The organism is Streptomyces spiralis (assembly GCF_014654675.1).
Classification (GTDB): Bacteria; Actinomycetota; Actinomycetes; order Streptomycetales; family Streptomycetaceae; genus Streptomyces; species Streptomyces spiralis.
This window is the reverse complement of the sequence record NZ_BNBC01000016.1, coordinates 142,880-159,531: the sequence shown is the minus strand read 5'-3', so window position 1 is coordinate 159,531 and position 16,652 is coordinate 142,880. Positions and strand designations below refer to the sequence as shown.

At 72.6% G+C, this 16,652-nt stretch carries 15 protein-coding genes; 3 read left to right on the top strand and 12 right to left on the bottom strand.

Annotated elements, in window-relative coordinates; all coding sequences use genetic code 11:
- Positions 1–32: 32 nt before the first annotated feature.
- Both IE318_RS18625 and IE318_RS18620 read right to left on the bottom strand, forming a co-directional pair.
- Positions 33–476, bottom strand: a complete 444-nt coding sequence (locus tag IE318_RS18625; protein ID WP_189901743.1) for an SSI family serine proteinase inhibitor — start codon at positions 474–476, stop codon at positions 33–35.
- Positions 473–1,798, bottom strand: a complete 1,326-nt coding sequence (locus tag IE318_RS18620; protein WP_229903584.1) for a M14 family zinc carboxypeptidase — start codon at positions 1,796–1,798, stop codon at positions 473–475. The genes IE318_RS18625 and IE318_RS18620 overlap by 4 nt, the downstream gene beginning before the upstream one ends.
- Positions 1,799–2,114: 316 nt before the next feature.
- Here IE318_RS18620 and treZ point away from each other — a divergent pair, with 316 nt between their 5' ends.
- Positions 2,115–3,869 carry a malto-oligosyltrehalose trehalohydrolase gene (gene treZ, locus IE318_RS18615; protein ID WP_189901739.1) on the top strand — a complete coding sequence of 585 codons (1,755 nt, stop codon included), beginning with the start codon at positions 2,115–2,117 and terminating at the stop codon, positions 3,867–3,869.
- A gap of 68 nt (positions 3,870–3,937) precedes the next feature.
- Here the strand turns inward: treZ and IE318_RS18610 are convergent, their stop codons facing one another.
- The 6 genes from IE318_RS18610 to IE318_RS18585 form a co-directional block, all read right to left on the bottom strand.
- Entirely contained in the window at positions 3,938–4,912 is a 975-nt protein-coding gene (locus IE318_RS18610) for a phosphotransferase family protein (RefSeq protein ID WP_189901737.1), read from the bottom strand.
- Between the two features lie 46 nt (positions 4,913–4,958).
- Entirely contained in the window at positions 4,959–6,086 is a 1,128-nt protein-coding gene (locus tag IE318_RS18605) for an aminopeptidase P family protein (protein ID WP_189901735.1), read from the bottom strand.
- A 230-nt stretch (positions 6,087–6,316) separates the two neighbouring features.
- Entirely contained in the window at positions 6,317–6,895 is a 579-nt protein-coding gene (locus IE318_RS18600; RefSeq protein WP_189901733.1) for a PDZ domain-containing protein, read from the bottom strand.
- A 36-nt stretch (positions 6,896–6,931) separates the two neighbouring features.
- Positions 6,932–9,094 (bottom strand): germacradienol/geosmin synthase Cyc2, encoded by a 2,163-nt coding sequence (cyc2, locus tag IE318_RS18595; RefSeq protein WP_189901731.1) that lies wholly within the window; start codon positions 9,092–9,094, stop codon positions 6,932–6,934.
- Between the two features lie 133 nt (positions 9,095–9,227).
- Positions 9,228–10,430, bottom strand: coding sequence for a damage-control phosphatase ARMT1 family protein (locus tag IE318_RS18590; protein WP_189901729.1), 1,203 nt, complete (start codon positions 10,428–10,430; stop codon positions 9,228–9,230).
- A gap of 79 nt (positions 10,431–10,509) precedes the next feature.
- Positions 10,510–11,163, bottom strand: coding sequence for a Tat pathway signal sequence domain protein (locus tag IE318_RS18585; RefSeq protein ID WP_189901727.1), 654 nt, complete (start codon positions 11,161–11,163; stop codon positions 10,510–10,512).
- A 520-nt stretch (positions 11,164–11,683) separates the two neighbouring features.
- Here IE318_RS18585 and IE318_RS18580 point away from each other — a divergent pair.
- Entirely contained in the window at positions 11,684–12,346 is a 663-nt protein-coding gene (locus tag IE318_RS18580; protein WP_189901725.1) for a DUF6230 family protein, read from the top strand.
- Between the two features lie 43 nt (positions 12,347–12,389).
- Positions 12,390–12,812, top strand: coding sequence for a DUF6114 domain-containing protein (locus IE318_RS18575; protein ID WP_189901723.1), 423 nt, complete (start codon positions 12,390–12,392; stop codon positions 12,810–12,812).
- A gap of 6 nt (positions 12,813–12,818) precedes the next feature.
- Here IE318_RS18575 and IE318_RS18570 read toward each other — a convergent pair whose 3' ends face one another.
- The 4 genes from IE318_RS18570 to IE318_RS18555 all read right to left on the bottom strand — a co-directional run bounded on the left by IE318_RS18570 (position 12,819) and on the right by IE318_RS18555 (position 16,492).
- On the bottom strand, positions 12,819–13,781 hold the full coding sequence (locus tag IE318_RS18570) for an ABC transporter substrate-binding protein (protein ID WP_189901721.1): 963 nt from the start codon (positions 13,779–13,781) through the stop codon (positions 12,819–12,821).
- A 121-nt stretch (positions 13,782–13,902) separates the two neighbouring features.
- Positions 13,903–14,571: an ABC transporter permease gene (locus IE318_RS18565; RefSeq protein ID WP_189901719.1), complete on the bottom strand. Its 669-nt coding sequence runs from the start codon at positions 14,569–14,571 to the stop codon at positions 13,903–13,905.
- Positions 14,568–15,296 (bottom strand): ABC transporter permease, encoded by a 729-nt coding sequence (locus tag IE318_RS18560; protein ID WP_189901716.1) that lies wholly within the window; start codon positions 15,294–15,296, stop codon positions 14,568–14,570. The genes IE318_RS18565 and IE318_RS18560 overlap by 4 nt, the downstream gene beginning before the upstream one ends.
- Entirely contained in the window at positions 15,293–16,492 is a 1,200-nt protein-coding gene (locus tag IE318_RS18555; protein WP_189901714.1) for an ABC transporter ATP-binding protein, read from the bottom strand. The genes IE318_RS18560 and IE318_RS18555 overlap by 4 nt, the downstream gene beginning before the upstream one ends.
- Positions 16,493–16,652: the final 160 nt, after the last annotated feature.

The following is a 16,652-nucleotide window of genomic DNA, read 5'->3' as shown; positions in this document are numbered from 1 at the left end:
CGGCGGCGACGGCGGCAAGCACGCGGGAAGGCTCAGGCGTCCAGGGCGAAGACGTCTCCCGTGCGGGCCTCCATCACGCACTGGTTGGCGAAGGTCTCCGTGTAGTCGATCGCGCGGCCCTGCCACTGGCCGCGGGCCTGGACGGTGACGGGGGCGTAGATCATCGAGCAGAGGACGTCGTCCTTGTGGGGGATGAAGCGGATGTCGCCCCGCGCGGACCGGAGCTGGTCGCAGGCCAGGGTGGCGTGGGAGTGCCCCTGGGGCGGGTCGCACCGCAGGAGGGTGCCCCGGGTGTCACCGGAACGGGTGTCGCCATGGGTGACCGTGACGTAGAGCCAGTCGTTCTCGTCGCCGTGACGATGGGAGGTCCGGGCTCCCTGGGCGGCCTGGGCCGGGAGCGCGGCCGCGAGGAGGAGCGCCGCCGCCGCCATCGTGCCGCGCCGCAGCCGGGCCGTCGTCTTGCTGAAGTGGGTCATTCCCCATGTATCGGCACGGCGGCCCCCGGTCCCCACGTGGCCTCACCCGAACGGGAGCACGCGCGCGCGTGCCGCCCGGCGAGCCGGCAGGCGGCGAGCACCATCCGGGTCTGGTACTCGGACTGCCGGGCGACCGGTATCCAGCGCGCCCCGAGGCCGTCGCGGTAGTCCGCGCACCACTCGTCGATCAGCCGGTCCAGATCCGGCAGGACACCGGCCGGGTCGTCCCCGGCGCCACGCACGAGGCGGTGGATCAGCCCGGCGGTGCGCAGGACGAGGCGCCGGCCGGCGATGCGCAGGGCGGCCAGGTGGGCGTTGGTCAGCGGCGGCAGCGCGCGTGCCGTGCCGTCGTCGGTGTCGGGGTCCCATGCGTCGGCGAGGCCGGGGCAGACCAGTAAGTAGTCGTCCACCGGGGCGAGCAGGCGGTCCGCGCCCGGCACGCCGGCGACGTGGGGCCGGGCGCGGGCCAGGAGCCACGCCAGGTGCCGTGTGTCGTCGCGCAGGGCATGGCTCACGGCGCGCAGCACCGCGTCCGGGTCGGTGGGCGCCGAGCCGTCGCCCACCGCGGCCACGCCCCACATGGGCGCCTCGACGACGGCGGTCACGGTGCCGTGCCGGTCCGGGTGGAACCAGGTGGACTCCACGGCCGCCTCGGTGATGGCGGCGGCCAGGTCACGCCGGCGCGGGGGCGGGATGCGGTACACGGCGGGACCGAGGCGGGGCCAGTACAGGGAGTCGTAGGCGCCCAGTTCGCGCGGGATGCCGAGCCGGGCCGCGGTGTGCGCCAGGCGCTGGGCGAGGCCGGGCAGTTCCCGGGTCAGCTCGACGAAGCCGCCGCCGACGTCCACGCCGTGCAGCGAGCACTGGACGAAGGGCCGCAGCTCGTCCTGGAGGTCGAGCAGGGCGCGGGTCTCGGGCAGCGCGGCGGCCTCGGCGCCGTCGGGCAGCCACTCGGGCTGCTCCAGGAAGCCGGGCCGGAAGAAGTTCCGGAAGTAGGCGCCGAGGGTGTAGGGACCGGTGAGCCAGCCCTCGTTGCGGCGCGAGCCGTCGGGGTCGAGGCAGAGCAGCAGGTTCCAGGTGATGTCGGCGGCCTCGCCGGTGACGGGTGCGGCCAGGACCCGCTCGGCCAGCCGCAGGACGGTGGCGCCGCCCACCGGCTCGTTTGCGTGGGGGCCGGCGACGACGAGGGCCTGGCGGCTGCCGTGGCCCACCGAGAGCAGCCACAGGGGCGTGCCCGCGCGCGAGGTGCCGACGCGGCGCAGCCGGGCGCCTCGGGGGTGGCGGGCGACGAGTGCGGCGGCCTGCGCGCCCAGCTCGTCCACGGTCGGGTAGCGGTGGAGTGGGGGCAGGGCACACCTCCACAATGCGGTGCCGTCGGTTCACCACATGTGCATGGTGTAACCACAGTCAGTCACGATGTTTCCGATCCGTCAACACCACCGTGCGAAAACGGACTTGACCGGTCGCGACGGGCATCCCGCAGACCATGGGCGAAGTGGGGCGCAGACGGTACCCGACCGGGCGGATCCGACGACACCCACCGCAAAAGGAAGCATCCGAAAGCGGATTGATCTCTTTTGGAGGACCATGGACGGACGACGCACTACATCACGGTGAGCAGACGAAGGGGAACCGTCCGTGCAGTTCGAGGTGTGGGCACCGCAGGCCGGCCGTGTGACGCTCCGGATCGACGGAGCCACGCGCGCGTTGGAGCGCGATCCGGAGCGGTCGGGTTGGTGGATCGGTGAGGCCGAGGCGCGGGACGGCTCGCGGTACGGCTTCGCGGTGGACGACGGGCCCGTGCTGCCCGACCCGCGCTCGCGGCGGCAGCCGGACGGCCCGGACGGGCTGAGCGCGGTCGTCGACCACGCCCGCCATGTGTGGCGTACCGCGGCCTGGGCGGGGCGGCCGCTGCCCGGCGGGGTCCTGTACGAGCTGCATGTCGGCACGTACACGCGCGAGGGCACCTTCGACGCGGCCGCCGAGCGGCTGGAGCACCTGGTGGAACTGGGTGTCACGCACGTGGAGTTGATGCCGGTGTGCCCGTTCCCCGGTCGGCACGGCTGGGGGTACGAGGGCGTCTCGCTGTGGGCGGTGCACGAGCCGTACGGCGGCCCGGAGGGGCTGAAGCGTTTCGTCGACCGGGCGCACGGACTGGGTCTCGGCGTGGTCCTGGATGTCGTGCACAACCATCTGGGCCCCTCGGGCAACTATCTGCCGCGGTTCGGGCCGTACTTCACCGACGCCCACCACACGCCCTGGGGCGCCGCCGTCAATCTGGACGCGCCCGGCTCGGACGAGGTGCGGGACTTCCTGATCGGCAGCGCGCTGGCGTGGCTGCGGGAGTACCGGATCGACGGGCTGCGTCTGGACGCGGTGCACGCGCTGGCCGACACGCGCGCGTGCCACTTCCTGGAGGAGCTGTCCACGGCCGTGGACGCGCTCTCCGCCGACCTCGGCCGCCCGCTGTTCCTGATCGCGGAGTCGGACCTGAACGACCCGCGGCTGATCACCCCGCGCGCGGAGGGCGGCCTCGGCCTGCACGCCCAGTGGAACGACGACTACCACCACGCCCTGCATTGCGCGCTGACCGGTGAGGCCCAGGGCTACTACGCCGACTTCGGGCGGGCGCCGCTCGCGGCGGTCGACAAGACACTCACCGGCGGCTTCTTCCACGACGGGACGTACTCCAGCTTCCGGGGCCGCCGTCACGGCCGTCCGCTGGACCGCACCCGGGTGGCCGGCCACCGGCTGCTCGGCTACAGCCAGACCCACGACCAGGTCGGCAACCGGGCCCAGGGGGACCGCCTGTCCATGCTGCTGGCGGACTCCCCCGGGCTGCTGGCGTGCGCGGCCACGCTCACGCTGACCGCGCCGTTCACACCGATGCTGTTCATGGGCGAGGAGTGGGGTGCGAGCACCCCGTGGCAGTTCTTCACCGACCACACCGACCCGCAGCTGGCGGAGGCGGTGCGGCGGGGCCGGCGGCGGGAGTTCACCGCGCACGGCTGGGCGGAGGACGAGGTGCCCGATCCGCAGGACCCGGCGACCCGCGACCGCTCCTGCCTGGACTGGTCCGAGCCGGAGCGCGAGCCGCACGCGCGCCTGCTGGCCTGGTACCGGCGGCTCATCGCGCTGCGGCAGGAACAGCCGGACCTCACCGACCCCGACCTCGCCGACACCAAGGTGGCCTACGACGAGGAGGCCCGTTGGTTCGCCTTCCGGCGGGGCGACATCCGCGTGGCCGTCAACCTCGGCAAGGAGCCCGCGGCCATCCCCCTCGGCACCCGCCCCGCCGAGCTCCTCGCCGCATGGGACCCGGTCGACGTACCCGACGGCGACGGGGTTCTGCACCTGCCCGGGGAGTCGTGCGTGGTACTGGCACAGAACTGACCGGCGGCCGCCGCACGGCCGAGGTGGCGCCACCGACCGCGACCTCGCGGGTGTCGGCGGGCGTGGCGCTACGGTGCCGTGACGTCGTCGTCGCCGGTGTCCTGGCAGTCCTCGCGGAGTTCCGTGACCCGTTCCAGGAGGATGGCCTCCCAGGCGTGGCGCAGCTGGGACCTGAGCAGCGGCAGCGGGGTGTCGTCGCGGCCCTCGATGCGGCCGGCGAGCCGCATCACGCTGTCGCAGCGGGCCAGCCACAGGCCGCGCAGGCAGGGGCGGGCGCCGTAGCCGGCGAGGGTGGCGGCGCGCACGGCGGCCGGGGAACCCACGGCGAGGGCCAGACCGGCGATGTCCTCGGCGGGATCCCCGACCGCCGCGCCGGTCCAGTCGAGGACGCCCCGCACCCTGCCGTCCGCGCTCACCACCAGGTGCTCGGTCCTGAGGTCGTGGTGGACGAGCACGGCGGTGCCGGGCTGGGCGGCGAGCTGGGCCGCGGCGGGCGGGGTGAGCTGGTTCATCCGCGCGGGGTCGAACTCGTCGGCCTTCCCGAGGCGTTCGGCGGCGTGCACGGCCATGCGGCGCAGCGCCTCCAGGGAGCGGGGCGCGGTGCGGGGCACGCCGAGTGCCTCGGCCTGGCGGGCGGGCACCTCGCGCAGTCCCGTGAGCAGTCCGGCCAGGTCGTCCTCTCCGACGGCGGAGACGTCGTGCCCGCCCGTGGTGCCGCCGGTGATCCGCGTGTCCAGCGTGTACGTCAGTCCGGGCGCCCACTCGCCGTGGGCGACGCTGGCCGGCACGGCGAGCGGCACGTGCGGCCGGACGAGGTCGCGCAGTCGCACCTCGCGGCGCTGGCGTGCGGTGGCCTCGCGGTCGGGGGCGAGGCGCAGCACATGGCGGGTGCCGACCCACCACGTGGAGTGCTCGCCGCCCTCGGCGACGGGCCGGACGTCGGGTCCGGCGGCGGTGCCGGCCCGGTCCTTGGAGCTCTCCTTGAGCAGGGTGCGGACCAGCCTGCGGAGGGTGTCCGCCGTGGGTGTCGGTGCCTGGGTCATCGTCGGGCCGTGTCGATTCGGGTTGCGGGTGGTGGCTGCCGGTCGGTCAGTCCACTAGGACCATCTCGCGGGTCGTGTCGTTGAGGCGGCGGCCTCCGTCCCCGGTCACCGTGACGATGTCCTCGATGCGGACGCCGAAGCGGCCGGGCAGGTAGATGCCGGGCTCCACGGAGAAGCACATGCCGGGCACGAGGGGCTGTTCCTCGCCCTCGATCATGTAGGGCGGTTCGTGCGTGGTGACGCCGATGCCGTGGCCGGTGCGGTGGATGAAGTACTCGCCGTAGCCGGCCTCGGCGATCACCGCGCGGGCGGCCCGGTCGACCTCCTGGCAGGCCACCCCGGGGCGCACCGCCCGGAAGCCGGCCTCCTGGGCCTCGCGCACGATGTCGTGCACCCGGCGCTCCTCGTCGGTGGGCTCGCCGACGTGCACGGTGCGGGTGGTGTCGGAGCCGTAGCCGTCCTTGAGGCCGCCGAAGTCGAGGACGACCATGTCGCCGCGTTCGATGACGCGGTCGCCCATCTCGTGATGCGGGTTGGCGCCGTTGGGGCCGGAGCCGACGATGGTGAAGTCGACCTGGGAGTGCCCGAAGCGCCGCAGCAGCTCGGCGAGGTCGGCGCCGACCTCGGACTCGCGGCGCCCGGCGAAGGCGACCTTGCGGATCTCCTCGAACGCCTGGTCGGCGGCCGCGCCCGCGGCGGCCAGGAGCCGCAGTTCCGCCGGGTCCTTCACGGCGCGCAGCATCGGCAGGGCCTCGGTGAGGGAGGCGTAGGAGGTGCCGGGCAGGGTCCGCTGGAGGCCCAGCAGGTGCATGGCCCAGGCGTTGTCGCTGATGCCGAACCGGCCGGAGGTGTCGAGCAGGTCGGCGGTGACGGCGTAGGGGTTCTTGCCGTCGGTCCAGTCCCGCAGGGTCAGGGCGGGCGCGCCCACGGCCCCGGCGGCGTCCGGGGCCTCCAGGGTGGGGACGACGAGCACGGGGTCCCGGCCGGGGGCCAGGACGAGCAGGGTGAGCCGTTCGGTGACGGCGGTGGGCGTGTAGCCGGTGAGCCAGACCATGTCTGGGCCCGGCGCCACCAGCAGTCCGGCCAGCCCGGCGTCGGCGGCCGCCTGTGCGGCACGTGCCATCCGGGCCCGGTAGTCGTCGGCGGTGAAGGGCGCGGGCGCGGTGCCGGTCATCCGGGCCTCCGTATTCGGCTGAACGGGTGGTGGTGGACCCACGGGCAGCATCCTGCCCGCCCACGCGGGGCCGCGCGAGCCGGTCGGCCGCATCGGCCGGGCGGCGCGGGCCCGTCGCCCCGCCCCGTCCGGTCGGCCGACCGTGTGACCAGTGGTTCCGCCCCCATGTTAAGACTCGGCACCCACCCGCCCCGCACGCCCCGTACCGGCGCCACGACACACCGTTCATCTCATGTGACGACTCCGGGCACCACGGTCAGCTGCTCGTAGCCGCCGCTGCGGTGCCGTACCGTCAGCACGACCTCGCGGCCGGGACGCGCTCGGGCGACGGCCTGGGCCAGGTCCGCGGCCGAGTCGATGCGGGTGCTGCCGAACACGAGGAGCACGTCTCCGCGGACGAGGCCCGCCGAGTAGCCGGGGCCGGGGACGTGGACGCCGACGACGCGGGCTCCCGGCCCGGTGTCGTCGACCGCCTCGATGCCGAGGGACGGGCGCACCGGCGTCGGCGCGGGGCTCGCGGGCGCCGTCCGGTCCGCCGGGGCGGACCGGGGCGCCGCCGCCCCCGGTCCGGCCGCCGCCTGGCGTTGCAGCTCGGCCATTCTGCTCATGCCGATCACCGTGGCGCTCACCGTGCCGATGCCGATCCCGGACAGCAGCAGGCCCAGGCCGACGAGCAGACCGAACGCGACGGTCAGCAGCCGGCGGCCCCCGCGGCGGGCGGTGTGCGGGCGCCGGCCCGCGCCTCGCGAGGCGCCGCCCGGGGGTTCCCGGCCGGGCATCGGCTTGGGACGCAACGCGGTCTGTTCCATCGATCGCCTCCGGCTGGTGCTGCCCCAGGTCCTGGGTCAGCCGACGGGCAGGGCGGGGGCCGGCGGGCGGTCCGGGAGGAAGCCGTGGGCGCGGCGGGCCAGCCACTCGTCCTTGTAGCGGTCGACGTTCCGGTGCCAGTTCAGGATGCCGGCCATCCAGTTCTGCAGGTCCGTGACGTAGCCCCCCATGGTGGCGCGTGCCTCGTCGGACAGCTCGAAGTCGTCGTACACGATGGGCAGTTCGTGCGCGACGACATGTTCGAACTGGCGCATGCGCTGGGTCATCAGGTCCTGGACGACGGCGAGCGCGGCCGGGTAGCCGATGCCGAAGAAGTGCTGCACGACCAGGACGGAGTTGTGGATCTCGCCCTCGTACTCGATCTCCTTCTGGTACGAGAAGACGTCGTTGAGCAGGCAGGCGTAGTCGATGGCGGCGTTCTCCAGGGAGCGGACCGGGCCGCTGCGGTAGACCTCGGGCGGGACGGCCGGGCCGTGCCCCATCCGGCACAGGCTCAGGGTGAGGTCGGAGCCGAAGGTGGCGCGCCGCATCTCCAGATAGTCGACGGGGTCCGGGATCCGGTTCTGCAGCTGGTTGGACAGCTCCCACACCCAGCTCTCCGTCATCGCGTCGATCGACTGCTTGAGGGTGCGCCGCTGGTCCGGTGTCATCTCCGCGGTGGTGCGCGCCCACAGGTCGGTCAGCCCGCGCTCCATGGCGTTGAGGGGGACGACCGGCTCCTCGCCCTCGACCGGCATGCAGCCCGACAGCCGGGCGGTGGTCAGCTTCGCGGCGGCCAGGTCGCGGCGGTGGCCGTAGACCAGAGGGTAGTAGTCGTCCCCGTAGGTGCCCCAGGCGAGCCAGCGCGCGCTCAGGTCGAGCGCCTCGGGCGTGGCGTCCGGGTCGAGTCCCGCGGAGCACAGCGCGAGGTCGTAGGCGGCGAGCTTGTCCTCGTCCCAGACGCCCTCCTGGAGGATGCCCATGCGGTGGCACCACGCGGTCAGGCGGGAGCGGGCGGTGTCCAGGTGCGGGCTGAGCTGGAGCTCGTACGGCATGTACAGGTCGGGGATGCGGGCGGGCCCGACCTTCTGGAACGGCACATGGGTGTAGGCGCGCAGGCGCTCCGCGCCCGCGTCCGCGAGCAGGCCGCGGACGTCCGCGCCGGAGGTGCCGAGACCGGTCAGCCTCTGCCAGGGGCTGTCCGGGCGCGCCCCCTTGTTCATGTACCGGCTGGAGCGCATGTGCCATTCGTGGCCGCCGGACTGCCAGTCCTGAAGGCCCTTGGTGTACGCCGCCACCGCGGCGATCTGGCCGGGGGTGAGACCGTGCTCCACGGCGAGCGCGGGCACCTCGGTGAGCGCGGTGTGCTCGAACTGGTGCAGCCGGGAGGTGAGAACGTCGTTGACGGTCTCGGCGGCCTCCTGGGTGGTGCAGCCGAAGAAGGTCTCCAGGACCAGCACGCCGTTGCTCAGCTCGCCCTCCTCCTCCACCTCGCGCTGGTAGGAGAACAGGTCGTTGCGCAGGTGCACACCGTCGGAGAAGGTCTCCATGAGCACCCGCAGCGGCCTGGATCCGGCGACGCACGCGGGCACTTCGGCGGTGGCGTACTCCACGAGCCCGGCCGACCAGGGGGCGCCGCCGACCTTGCGGCGCATCTCGATGTACTCGACGGGGTTGGCGACGCGTCCTTCGTTGATGTTGGACAGCTCCCACAGGGACTCGTTCAGCAGATGTTCGGTGGCCACCGCGAACCGCTGCCGCCAGTCCGCCGACATCGACGGCACGGTACGCGCCCACAGGTCGGCGAGGCCGGCCTCCACCGGGTTCTCCGGTTCGGGGACGGGGGTCTCGAGGTCGAGCGGCATGAACAGGGGCAGCCGGTCCAGGTAGGCCTTGCCGCCGGCACGGTCCTGGCTGCGTTTGAACGTCTCCAGGAAGTGGTCGTCGAAGAAGAAGACCCACACGTACCAGTCGGTGATCAGGGACAGGGCGGGTCCGTCGCAGTCGGGGTGGGTGTAGGCGCAGAGCAGTCCGTAGTCGTGCGCGTCGAGGTCGGACTGCTCCCAGATCCCGGAGCCCTCCAGCATGCCCATGTCGCGCGCCCACTGCGTCGAGTGGGCGCGGGCCTCGTCGACGTGCGGATTGAGCCGCGCGGAATACGGCATGTAGAAGTGCGGGAGTTCGAAGGGCTGCTGCGTCATGGCCCGGCACTACCCGTGACACTCCGACGGCATCCTCCGGCGCGCATCCGATCACACCATCGCGTGAATCGCCGTCCGAACCGGCCCGTGAGCAGCGAGGGTTCGTCAAGGCGGCCCGAAGGGGCGGGCCCCGTCAGGCCCCGGCGACCTGGATCAGCGCGTGCGTGCCGCCGGTGCGCCAGCGCCGGTCCTCGGCGGTGTCGAGCGCGGCCTCGGTGCGGGCGTCCAGGCCGGTGACCACCTCGGACTTCAGGGTGCGCAGGGCCGCGACCGGTCCGGGGAAGTACGCGGTCACGTCCGCGAACGATGTGGTCGGGGGCCACAGCCGGTCGCCGACCAGGCGCCGGTAGTTCAGGTCGCCCTTGAAGACGGTCAGCGTGCCCGTGGCGAACTCCTCGCGCAGGTCGCCCGGCATCTCGGCGTACGGCAGCGGGGCGCAGGAGAACGGGTGCGCGCGGACCGTCAGCCGCCCGTCGGCCATCGCCGACCACAGGCGGCGCCCGTAGCCGTGAGCGGCGCCCGGCGCCGCCGTCAGCCGGCGCACGGCGTCGACGACGTCGGCGGTGGTGGCGTCGGAGACGTAGTACGGGTACGGCTTGACGTGCAGCACTACCTGCGCCGCGCGGCCGTGGTCGAGAAGGTCGGCGACGAGGAGCAGGTCGGGGACGAGTTCACGGCCCGCGTTGTCGGCGACCAGGCAGAGCGTGCCGGTGCCGGAGGGCGGCAGCAGGGACCACAGGGCCTCGCTGTCGTCGGCGACGAGGCCGGGGGTGTCCTGGGTGGCGTCGGCGGCCGTCGCCCGGGCGTCGGTGGAGGCCGCCGACAGGCGGAAGCCGAGGTCGGCGCGGTTGCCCCAGAGCGAGCCGTGCAGCAGGGCGGCCGAGCGCTCCGCGTCCGGTACGCCCTCCAGGGCGTCGAGCGCGGCCAGTTCCTCGTCGGTGTCCTGGGCGTCGAGTTCGGCGAGCTTGGCCGGCCGGAACGGGTCGATGCCCTGCCACGGGCCGGGCCCGAAGTAGCCGACGGCCTCGAGGAGCAGGCGGTAGAAGTAGCTCTCGGACCACAGCCACGGCACGTCGAACCAGCACCGGCCCGCGTACCCGGCCAGCCCCCAGGCCGTCCAGCGGTCCCGGTCGTGGGCGTCCACGGGGAGCGGTTCGATCACTCCCTCGGTGCAGCTCTCCAGCAGCGCGTCGAGGGCGCGGTGCTGCTCGGGGCCGTAGGGAAAGGCCTCCCGCACCTGCCGGATGATGGCGGGGTGCCGCTCGGCCAGCACACTGTGCGGGAAGGAACCGGGTTCGCCGCCGAGGAGCACCGGCGCGGTCGGGATCTCGGGCATGCGCTCACGCTAGCCGCCAGCGGCGCGCCGGACACGTGCTGCTCGTGTCGTGCCCGGCGCGCCGGCGACGCGGGCGGGGTCAGTTGACGTACACGGTGGCGCCCGCGTCGGTCACCGGGGCGTACTGGGCGGTGAAGTAGCCGTTGGCGAAGCACAGCGACGAGCCGGATGCCTTGCCGAACTGCTGGTCGGTGAAGGTGATGCTGTTGGCTGCGTTGTCGGCCTTGCCGGTCAGGGCGGCCGCCTTGTAGACGCAGGTGACGCTGCCCAGCAGGGTGCGCAGCTTGACCGTGGCCTGGATGGCGGAGCCGCTGGGCGGTGTCACGGTGAGGGTGCCGTCGGAGGCGACGGTGGCCACGTACGGCAGGTTGTCGATCGTGATGCCGCTGACGCCGAGCACACCGGTGACGTTGCTGGTGCAACTGGCGCTGTCGAAGGTGTGCCCGGTCACCGACTCGGTCGCGGTGCCGGGTGCGTTGGGGTTGCCGGTGACGGTGGCGGTGAACGTCGAGGAGGTGCACGAGACGCCGCTGCTGCCGGAAGCGCTGGAGGAGAAGGTGGCGCGGGTGCCGCTCGCCAGCGAGGCGGTGAGGACGTCACCGACCGCGACGGGCGTGCCGCCGGGGCCGCCCGTGGTGAGCACCGCGCCGCCCGCGGCGGAGGCGGGGACGATCGCCGGGAGCGAAAGCGCGGCGACGGCGGCGGCGAGGGTGAGGACGGATCGCGTACGCATGCGGGTACCTCGATTCTGTGTGGGGGTCGGGCGAGGTGCGGGGACGCCCTGAGGTGCGTGCGCAGGGAGCCGTGGAGGGCACGTGAAAGCCCTTGCACAGGTGAACGGTGTGCATGAAGGGCCGGCAGGCGAACGGCTCCGGGAAGGAGCGCGGCGGGCCGTACGGCGGGCCGCGCGGTGAAACCGGCGTCACGGATCCGGCGCCACGGATCCGGGGAGGCCACGCAGAGTTGTAGACCCGCTGCCTCGTCAACGTCAAGGCACTGCAAGGGAGTTGGCCGAGTCCGCTGCGGCAGTACGCCCTGCGCACGACCGAGGCGCCGAAGGTTCACCTTTCTTTCACAAGCACCTTGACCCTGCCTGTAACCCCCGGTAACTTCCTCCGCACCTACTGCCGCGTAACCAGAAAGCCCTTGCATCCACCTGGAGATGCTCCGGGTGGCGCGGCAGCCGCTGTCCGCGCCAGGGCAACGGGCCGCTGAACTCCGAACCGGCATTGACCATGCACACGGGAGCAGACATGGCCTCGTCCTCGGACCTCACACCGTCCGCCGACCCCACCCCCGAGACCCCCGAGCACCCCGGCACGGACAGACGCGGCCGGGTGCGGCTGCGCCGTGCCGCCGTCATGGCGGTGCCCGCCACCCTGGTCGCCGCCGGCCTTGCGGTGCTCACCGCGCAGGGCGCCCTGGGTGTCCAGTTCGCGATCTCCGGGATGCCCTTCACGGTCACGGCGACCGAGCTGAACGGCACCGGCTTCGAGCAGTTCGGCGCCCTGGACGACATGGCCGAGGACAGCCCCAACGCGGGCGACACCGGCGGCCAGGTGCTGGTGGTGACCTCGGCGATCAAGAACGCGACGCTGACCCGGCTGTGCCAGAGCGTCGACCTCGGCGGCACCAACCTGCTGATCACCGCGGGCAGCGGCGCCGAGAAGGTGCAGGCGACCGATCTGACCACGGACTCCACCGAGCTCTCGGGCGACGCCGCCTTCGACAACATCGAGATCGGCAACGACGCCAGCACGCTCACCAAGGCGGGTGTACAGGGCCCCAAGGGCGTGTTCAGCCAGCAGTCGGACACGGTTCGCATCGCCAACCTGCGGCAGACCAACTACGCCACGACGGCGGGCGTGTTCAAGCTGCCGGGCCTCAAGCTCCGGTTCAGCGACTCGGGTTGCTGAACCGATGACGGCCGACGTACGCGCAGGGCAGGCGGGCCCGGGTATGCCGCGACCGGGCCCGCGGGCCGCGTTCCGCGACTGGCGGTTCCGCCGCCCCTTCTGGGGCGGGCTGCTGCTCACGCTGGGCGGGGCGGAGATCCTGCTCACCGAGAAGGCATCACTGAAGGTCGTGCTGCACATTGGGATGCAGGGCCTGGCCGGCTATCTGCTGCCCACGCTGATGGTGCTGTGCGGGCTGCTGACCCTCTTCAACCCCGCCCAGCGCCTCTTCTACTCCCTCACCGGCATCCTGCTGTCCCTGGGCACCTGGGTCACCTCCAACATGGGCGGTTTCTTCCTCGGCCTCCTCCTCGGGGCGACCGGCAGCTGCCTGGTCTTCGGCTGGCTCCCGGACCAGGAGTCCCGCCGGGCACGCAGGCAGCGGCGCAGGCAGGCCCGGGGGCGGGCGCGGGCGGCCGGCACCTGAGGTGCGTCAGCCGAGACCGGCCGACTTCAGCCAGGCCTTGGCGACGTCGAGCGGGTCCTTCTTCTGGGCCTGCACCTGGGTGTCCAGGTCCAGCAGAGTGGCCGTGTCCAGCTTGGCGGAGACCGCGTTGAGCGCGTCGACACCCTTCTGGGAGAGCTTGCCCTTGCGGACGAGCGGCTGGACGTTCTCGAAGCCGAAGAGGTTCTTCGGGTCCTGGAGGACCACGAACTTCTCCTTGGCGATGGTCGGGTCGGTGGTGAAGACGTCCGCGACCTGCACGGTGTTCTTCTTCAGGGCCTCCTGGGTCAGCGGGCCGCCCGCGTCCAGGGCCTTGAAGGACTTGAACTGGAGTCCGTAGACCGACTTCAGGCCGAGGAGGCCCTGCTGCCGGGCCTGGAACTCGGGCGAGCCGCCGAAGACGAGGTCCTTGGCCGCGTCCTTGAGGTCCGCGATGGAGGACTGCCCGGTGAGGTGGTACTTCTTCGCCGTCTCGGCGTTGACGGTGACCGAGTCCTTGTCCTGCGCGGGCGCGGGCTGAAGCAGCGTCAGGTTCGGGTCGAGCTTGCTGTTGATCGCGGCCGTCGTGGCCTCCACCGTCTTCGGGGCGGCCTTCTTGTCGAGGTAGGCCAGCAGCGCGCCGTTGTACTCGGGCAGTACGGTGATCGAGCCGTTCTTGAGCAGGCCGTACGTGGTCTCGCGGCTGCCGATGTTGGGCTTGTAGGTGACCTTGATGCCCTTGGCCTTCAGGGCCTCGCCGTAGATGTCGGCGAGCAGGATGCTCTCGGCGAAGTTGTTGGAGCCGACGACGACGCCGTCGCCGCTCGCCCCGCCGCCCGTGAGCGGGTTGTCGGACGTGTTGTCTGAGGACGACGAACACCCGGTGACGAGCGCCGCGACGGTGGCGAGCGCGACGGCGGCCGCGCCGGTGAGCCTCGTGCTGGACCTGGAGTTCTTCGGGTGAGAAGTCACCTGTCCGATCCAATCCAGCCGGTTCTCGGTCAGTCAAGAGTCACCGGGTCACCGATTGGCTTCGATCTTCGCCGAGTTGTGCGAGACGCCCGCCTGGGGCGGCGCCGCCGCACGTCGCGGATCAGCCGCTTCTGCGCACCCCGGGCGAGACCGTGCACCGCGCCACCGCCCAGAACACGGCGAGGGTCGCCAGCGCCAGGGCTGCGACCAGTGTGGCGCCGCCCACCACCTTCTCGTAGTCGCGCTGGTAGAGCCCGTCGATGACGTAGCGGCCGAGGCCGCCGATGCCGACGTACGCGGCGATGGTGGCCGTGGAGACGATCTGGATGGCGCCCGAGCGCAGGCCGCTGAGGATCAGCGGGAGCGCGACGGGCAGTTCGACCTGGAACAGGATCCGCGACTCCTGCATGCCCATGCCCCGCGCGGCGTCGACCGGCGAGGGGTCGACGGAACGCACCGACTCGTAGCTGGTCACCAGGATCGGCGGGACGGCGAGCACCACCAGCGGGACCATGACGGGCACCAGGCCGAAGCCGACCATGATGGTCATCAGCACCAGCAGACCGAAGCTGGGCAGGGCCCGCCCGGCGGTGGCGATGAAGGCGAGGGCGTTGCCGCCGCGCCCGTAGTGCCCGGTGACCAGGCCGACGGGCAGCCCGATGGCGGCAGCGAGGACGAGCGCGATCAGGCAGTACCGGATGTGCTGGATCAGCCGCGTGGGGATGCCGTCGTAGCCGTGCCAGTGGGCGCTGTCGCTGAAGAAGGCGTTGACGAAGTGCAGTACGTTCACCGGACGGTGTCCTCCAGGGCGGGCACGGCCGGCTCGGGCCCTGCCTCGGCGGCGTCGGCGGCCTCGGCCGGGGCGCGGCGGCGGGTGCCGTGCGGCATCCAGGGGGTGAGCAGGCGGCGTACGAGGACCAGGGCGGCGTCGGCGAGGATGGCCAGGGCCGCCGTGGTGACCACGGAGTTCACCGCGAGTTCGGGCCGGTGGTAGATGTTGGCGTCGTTGAGCAGATTGCCGAGCGCGCCCTGGTTGCCGATCAGCATGCCCACGCTGACCAGGGAGATGCTGGACACGGTCGCCACCCGCAGTCCCGCGATGATGGCGGGTACCGCGATCGGCAACTGCACCTGGACATAGCGCCGTACGGGGCCGAAACCCATGGCGGTGGCGGCGGCGAGCGTCTCCTGCGGCACCGAGCGGACACCGTCGACGATGGCCGGGACGAGCACGACCAGGCTGTAGACGGCGAGCGGGATCATCACGGTCAGCTCGGTCTGGCCGGTGTAGTCGATCAGGACGACGAAGAAGGCCAGCGAGGGAATGGCGTAGAGGACGGTGGTCAGGCCCAGCACCGGCGCGTACAACCAGCGGAAGCGCACACACAGTTGCGCGATCGGCAGCGAGACGAGGAGGCCGGCCAGGACCGGCAGCAGGGCCTCGCGCAGATGCAGGCCGATCAGGCCGAGCCAGCTGTGCTGGAGATCGCTCGGGAGGTCGAAGAAGCCGCTCATCCGGCGACCTCGGCGCCGGTCGCGGCATCCGCGTCACCGAGTGCACCACCACCGGTACTGCCGTCGTCGCCGGCGGCGCCGGTGGTGCGCTCGGCGTGGGCCGTGCGGATCGCCTCGCCGATGGCCTGCTGCGAGACGACGCCGACGGCTCGGCCGGTGCCGTCCACGGCGACGGCCCAGCCGGTCGGGGAGAGCACGGCGCAGTCCAGGGCGGCGCGCAGGGACTCGCCGCCGTGCCGGAAGGGCCGTCCGTGGGGCAGCAGCCGGGCCACGTCCACCGGCCCGGCTGCGAGCGCGGCCGGCTCGCTCCAGCCGAGGGGCCTGCCGTCGCGGTCGGTGACGAGGAGGTAGGGCACGTCGTCGTCGACGTCGGTGCGCGCGGCGACCTCCTCGGCGGTGGTGTCGACCGTGACGATCGGGGCGCGCTTCAGCTCCAGCCCCTCGGTGCCGAAGAAGGAGAGCCGGCGGATGCCGCGGTCGGTGCCGAGGAAGTCCTCCACGAAGGCGTCGGCGGGGGCGGTGAGCAGTTCGGCGGGCGGCGCGTACTGGGCGAGCCGGCCGCCGGTGCGCAGCACCGCGACCGTCGTGCCGAGCTTGATGGCCTCGTCGATGTCGTGGGTGACGAAGACGATCGTCTTGCCCAGCTCGTCCTGGATGCGCAGGAGTTCGTCCTGCAGTCCCTTGCGCACCACCGGGTCGACGGCGGAGAACGGCTCGTCCATCAGCAGCACGGGCGGGTCGGCGGCGAGCGCCCGGGCCACGCCGACCCGCTGCTGCTGACCGCCCGACAGCTGGTAGGGGTAGCGCTTGGCCAGTGCGGAGTCCAGGCCGACGCGCTCCATCAACTCCATGGCCCGCGCCCGGGACTTGCTCCTGCTCCAGCCGAGCAGCCGGGGCACGGTGGCGATGTTGTCGACGATGGTGCGGTGCTGGAAGAGACCGGCGTTCTGGATGACGTAACCCATCGACCGGCGCAGGGAGTTGACGGGCTGTTCCCGGATGTCCACGCCGTCCAGGAGGATGCTGCCCTCGCTGGGCTCCACCATCCGGTTGATCATGCGCAGGGTGGTGGTCTTGCCGCAGCCGGAGGGTCCGACGAGGACGGTGATCGAGCGGTCCGGTATCTCCAGCGAGAGCCGGTCGACCGCGACCGTGCCGTCCGGGTACCGCTTGGTGACTGTGTCTATGCGTATCAAACGCCGAACGCCCTTCGGGTCTGGCAGAAGCTGCCCGCTCTCGGCCACGGTCGCACGGGCCGTTGCGGAGTGAGTCTAGACGCCTCGGGTTGCGGCGGACCGGGAGCGCCCCGGGCGGAGGCGCGTCGCGTGAAGGTGTGGCAGGACCTGTGAACAGGGC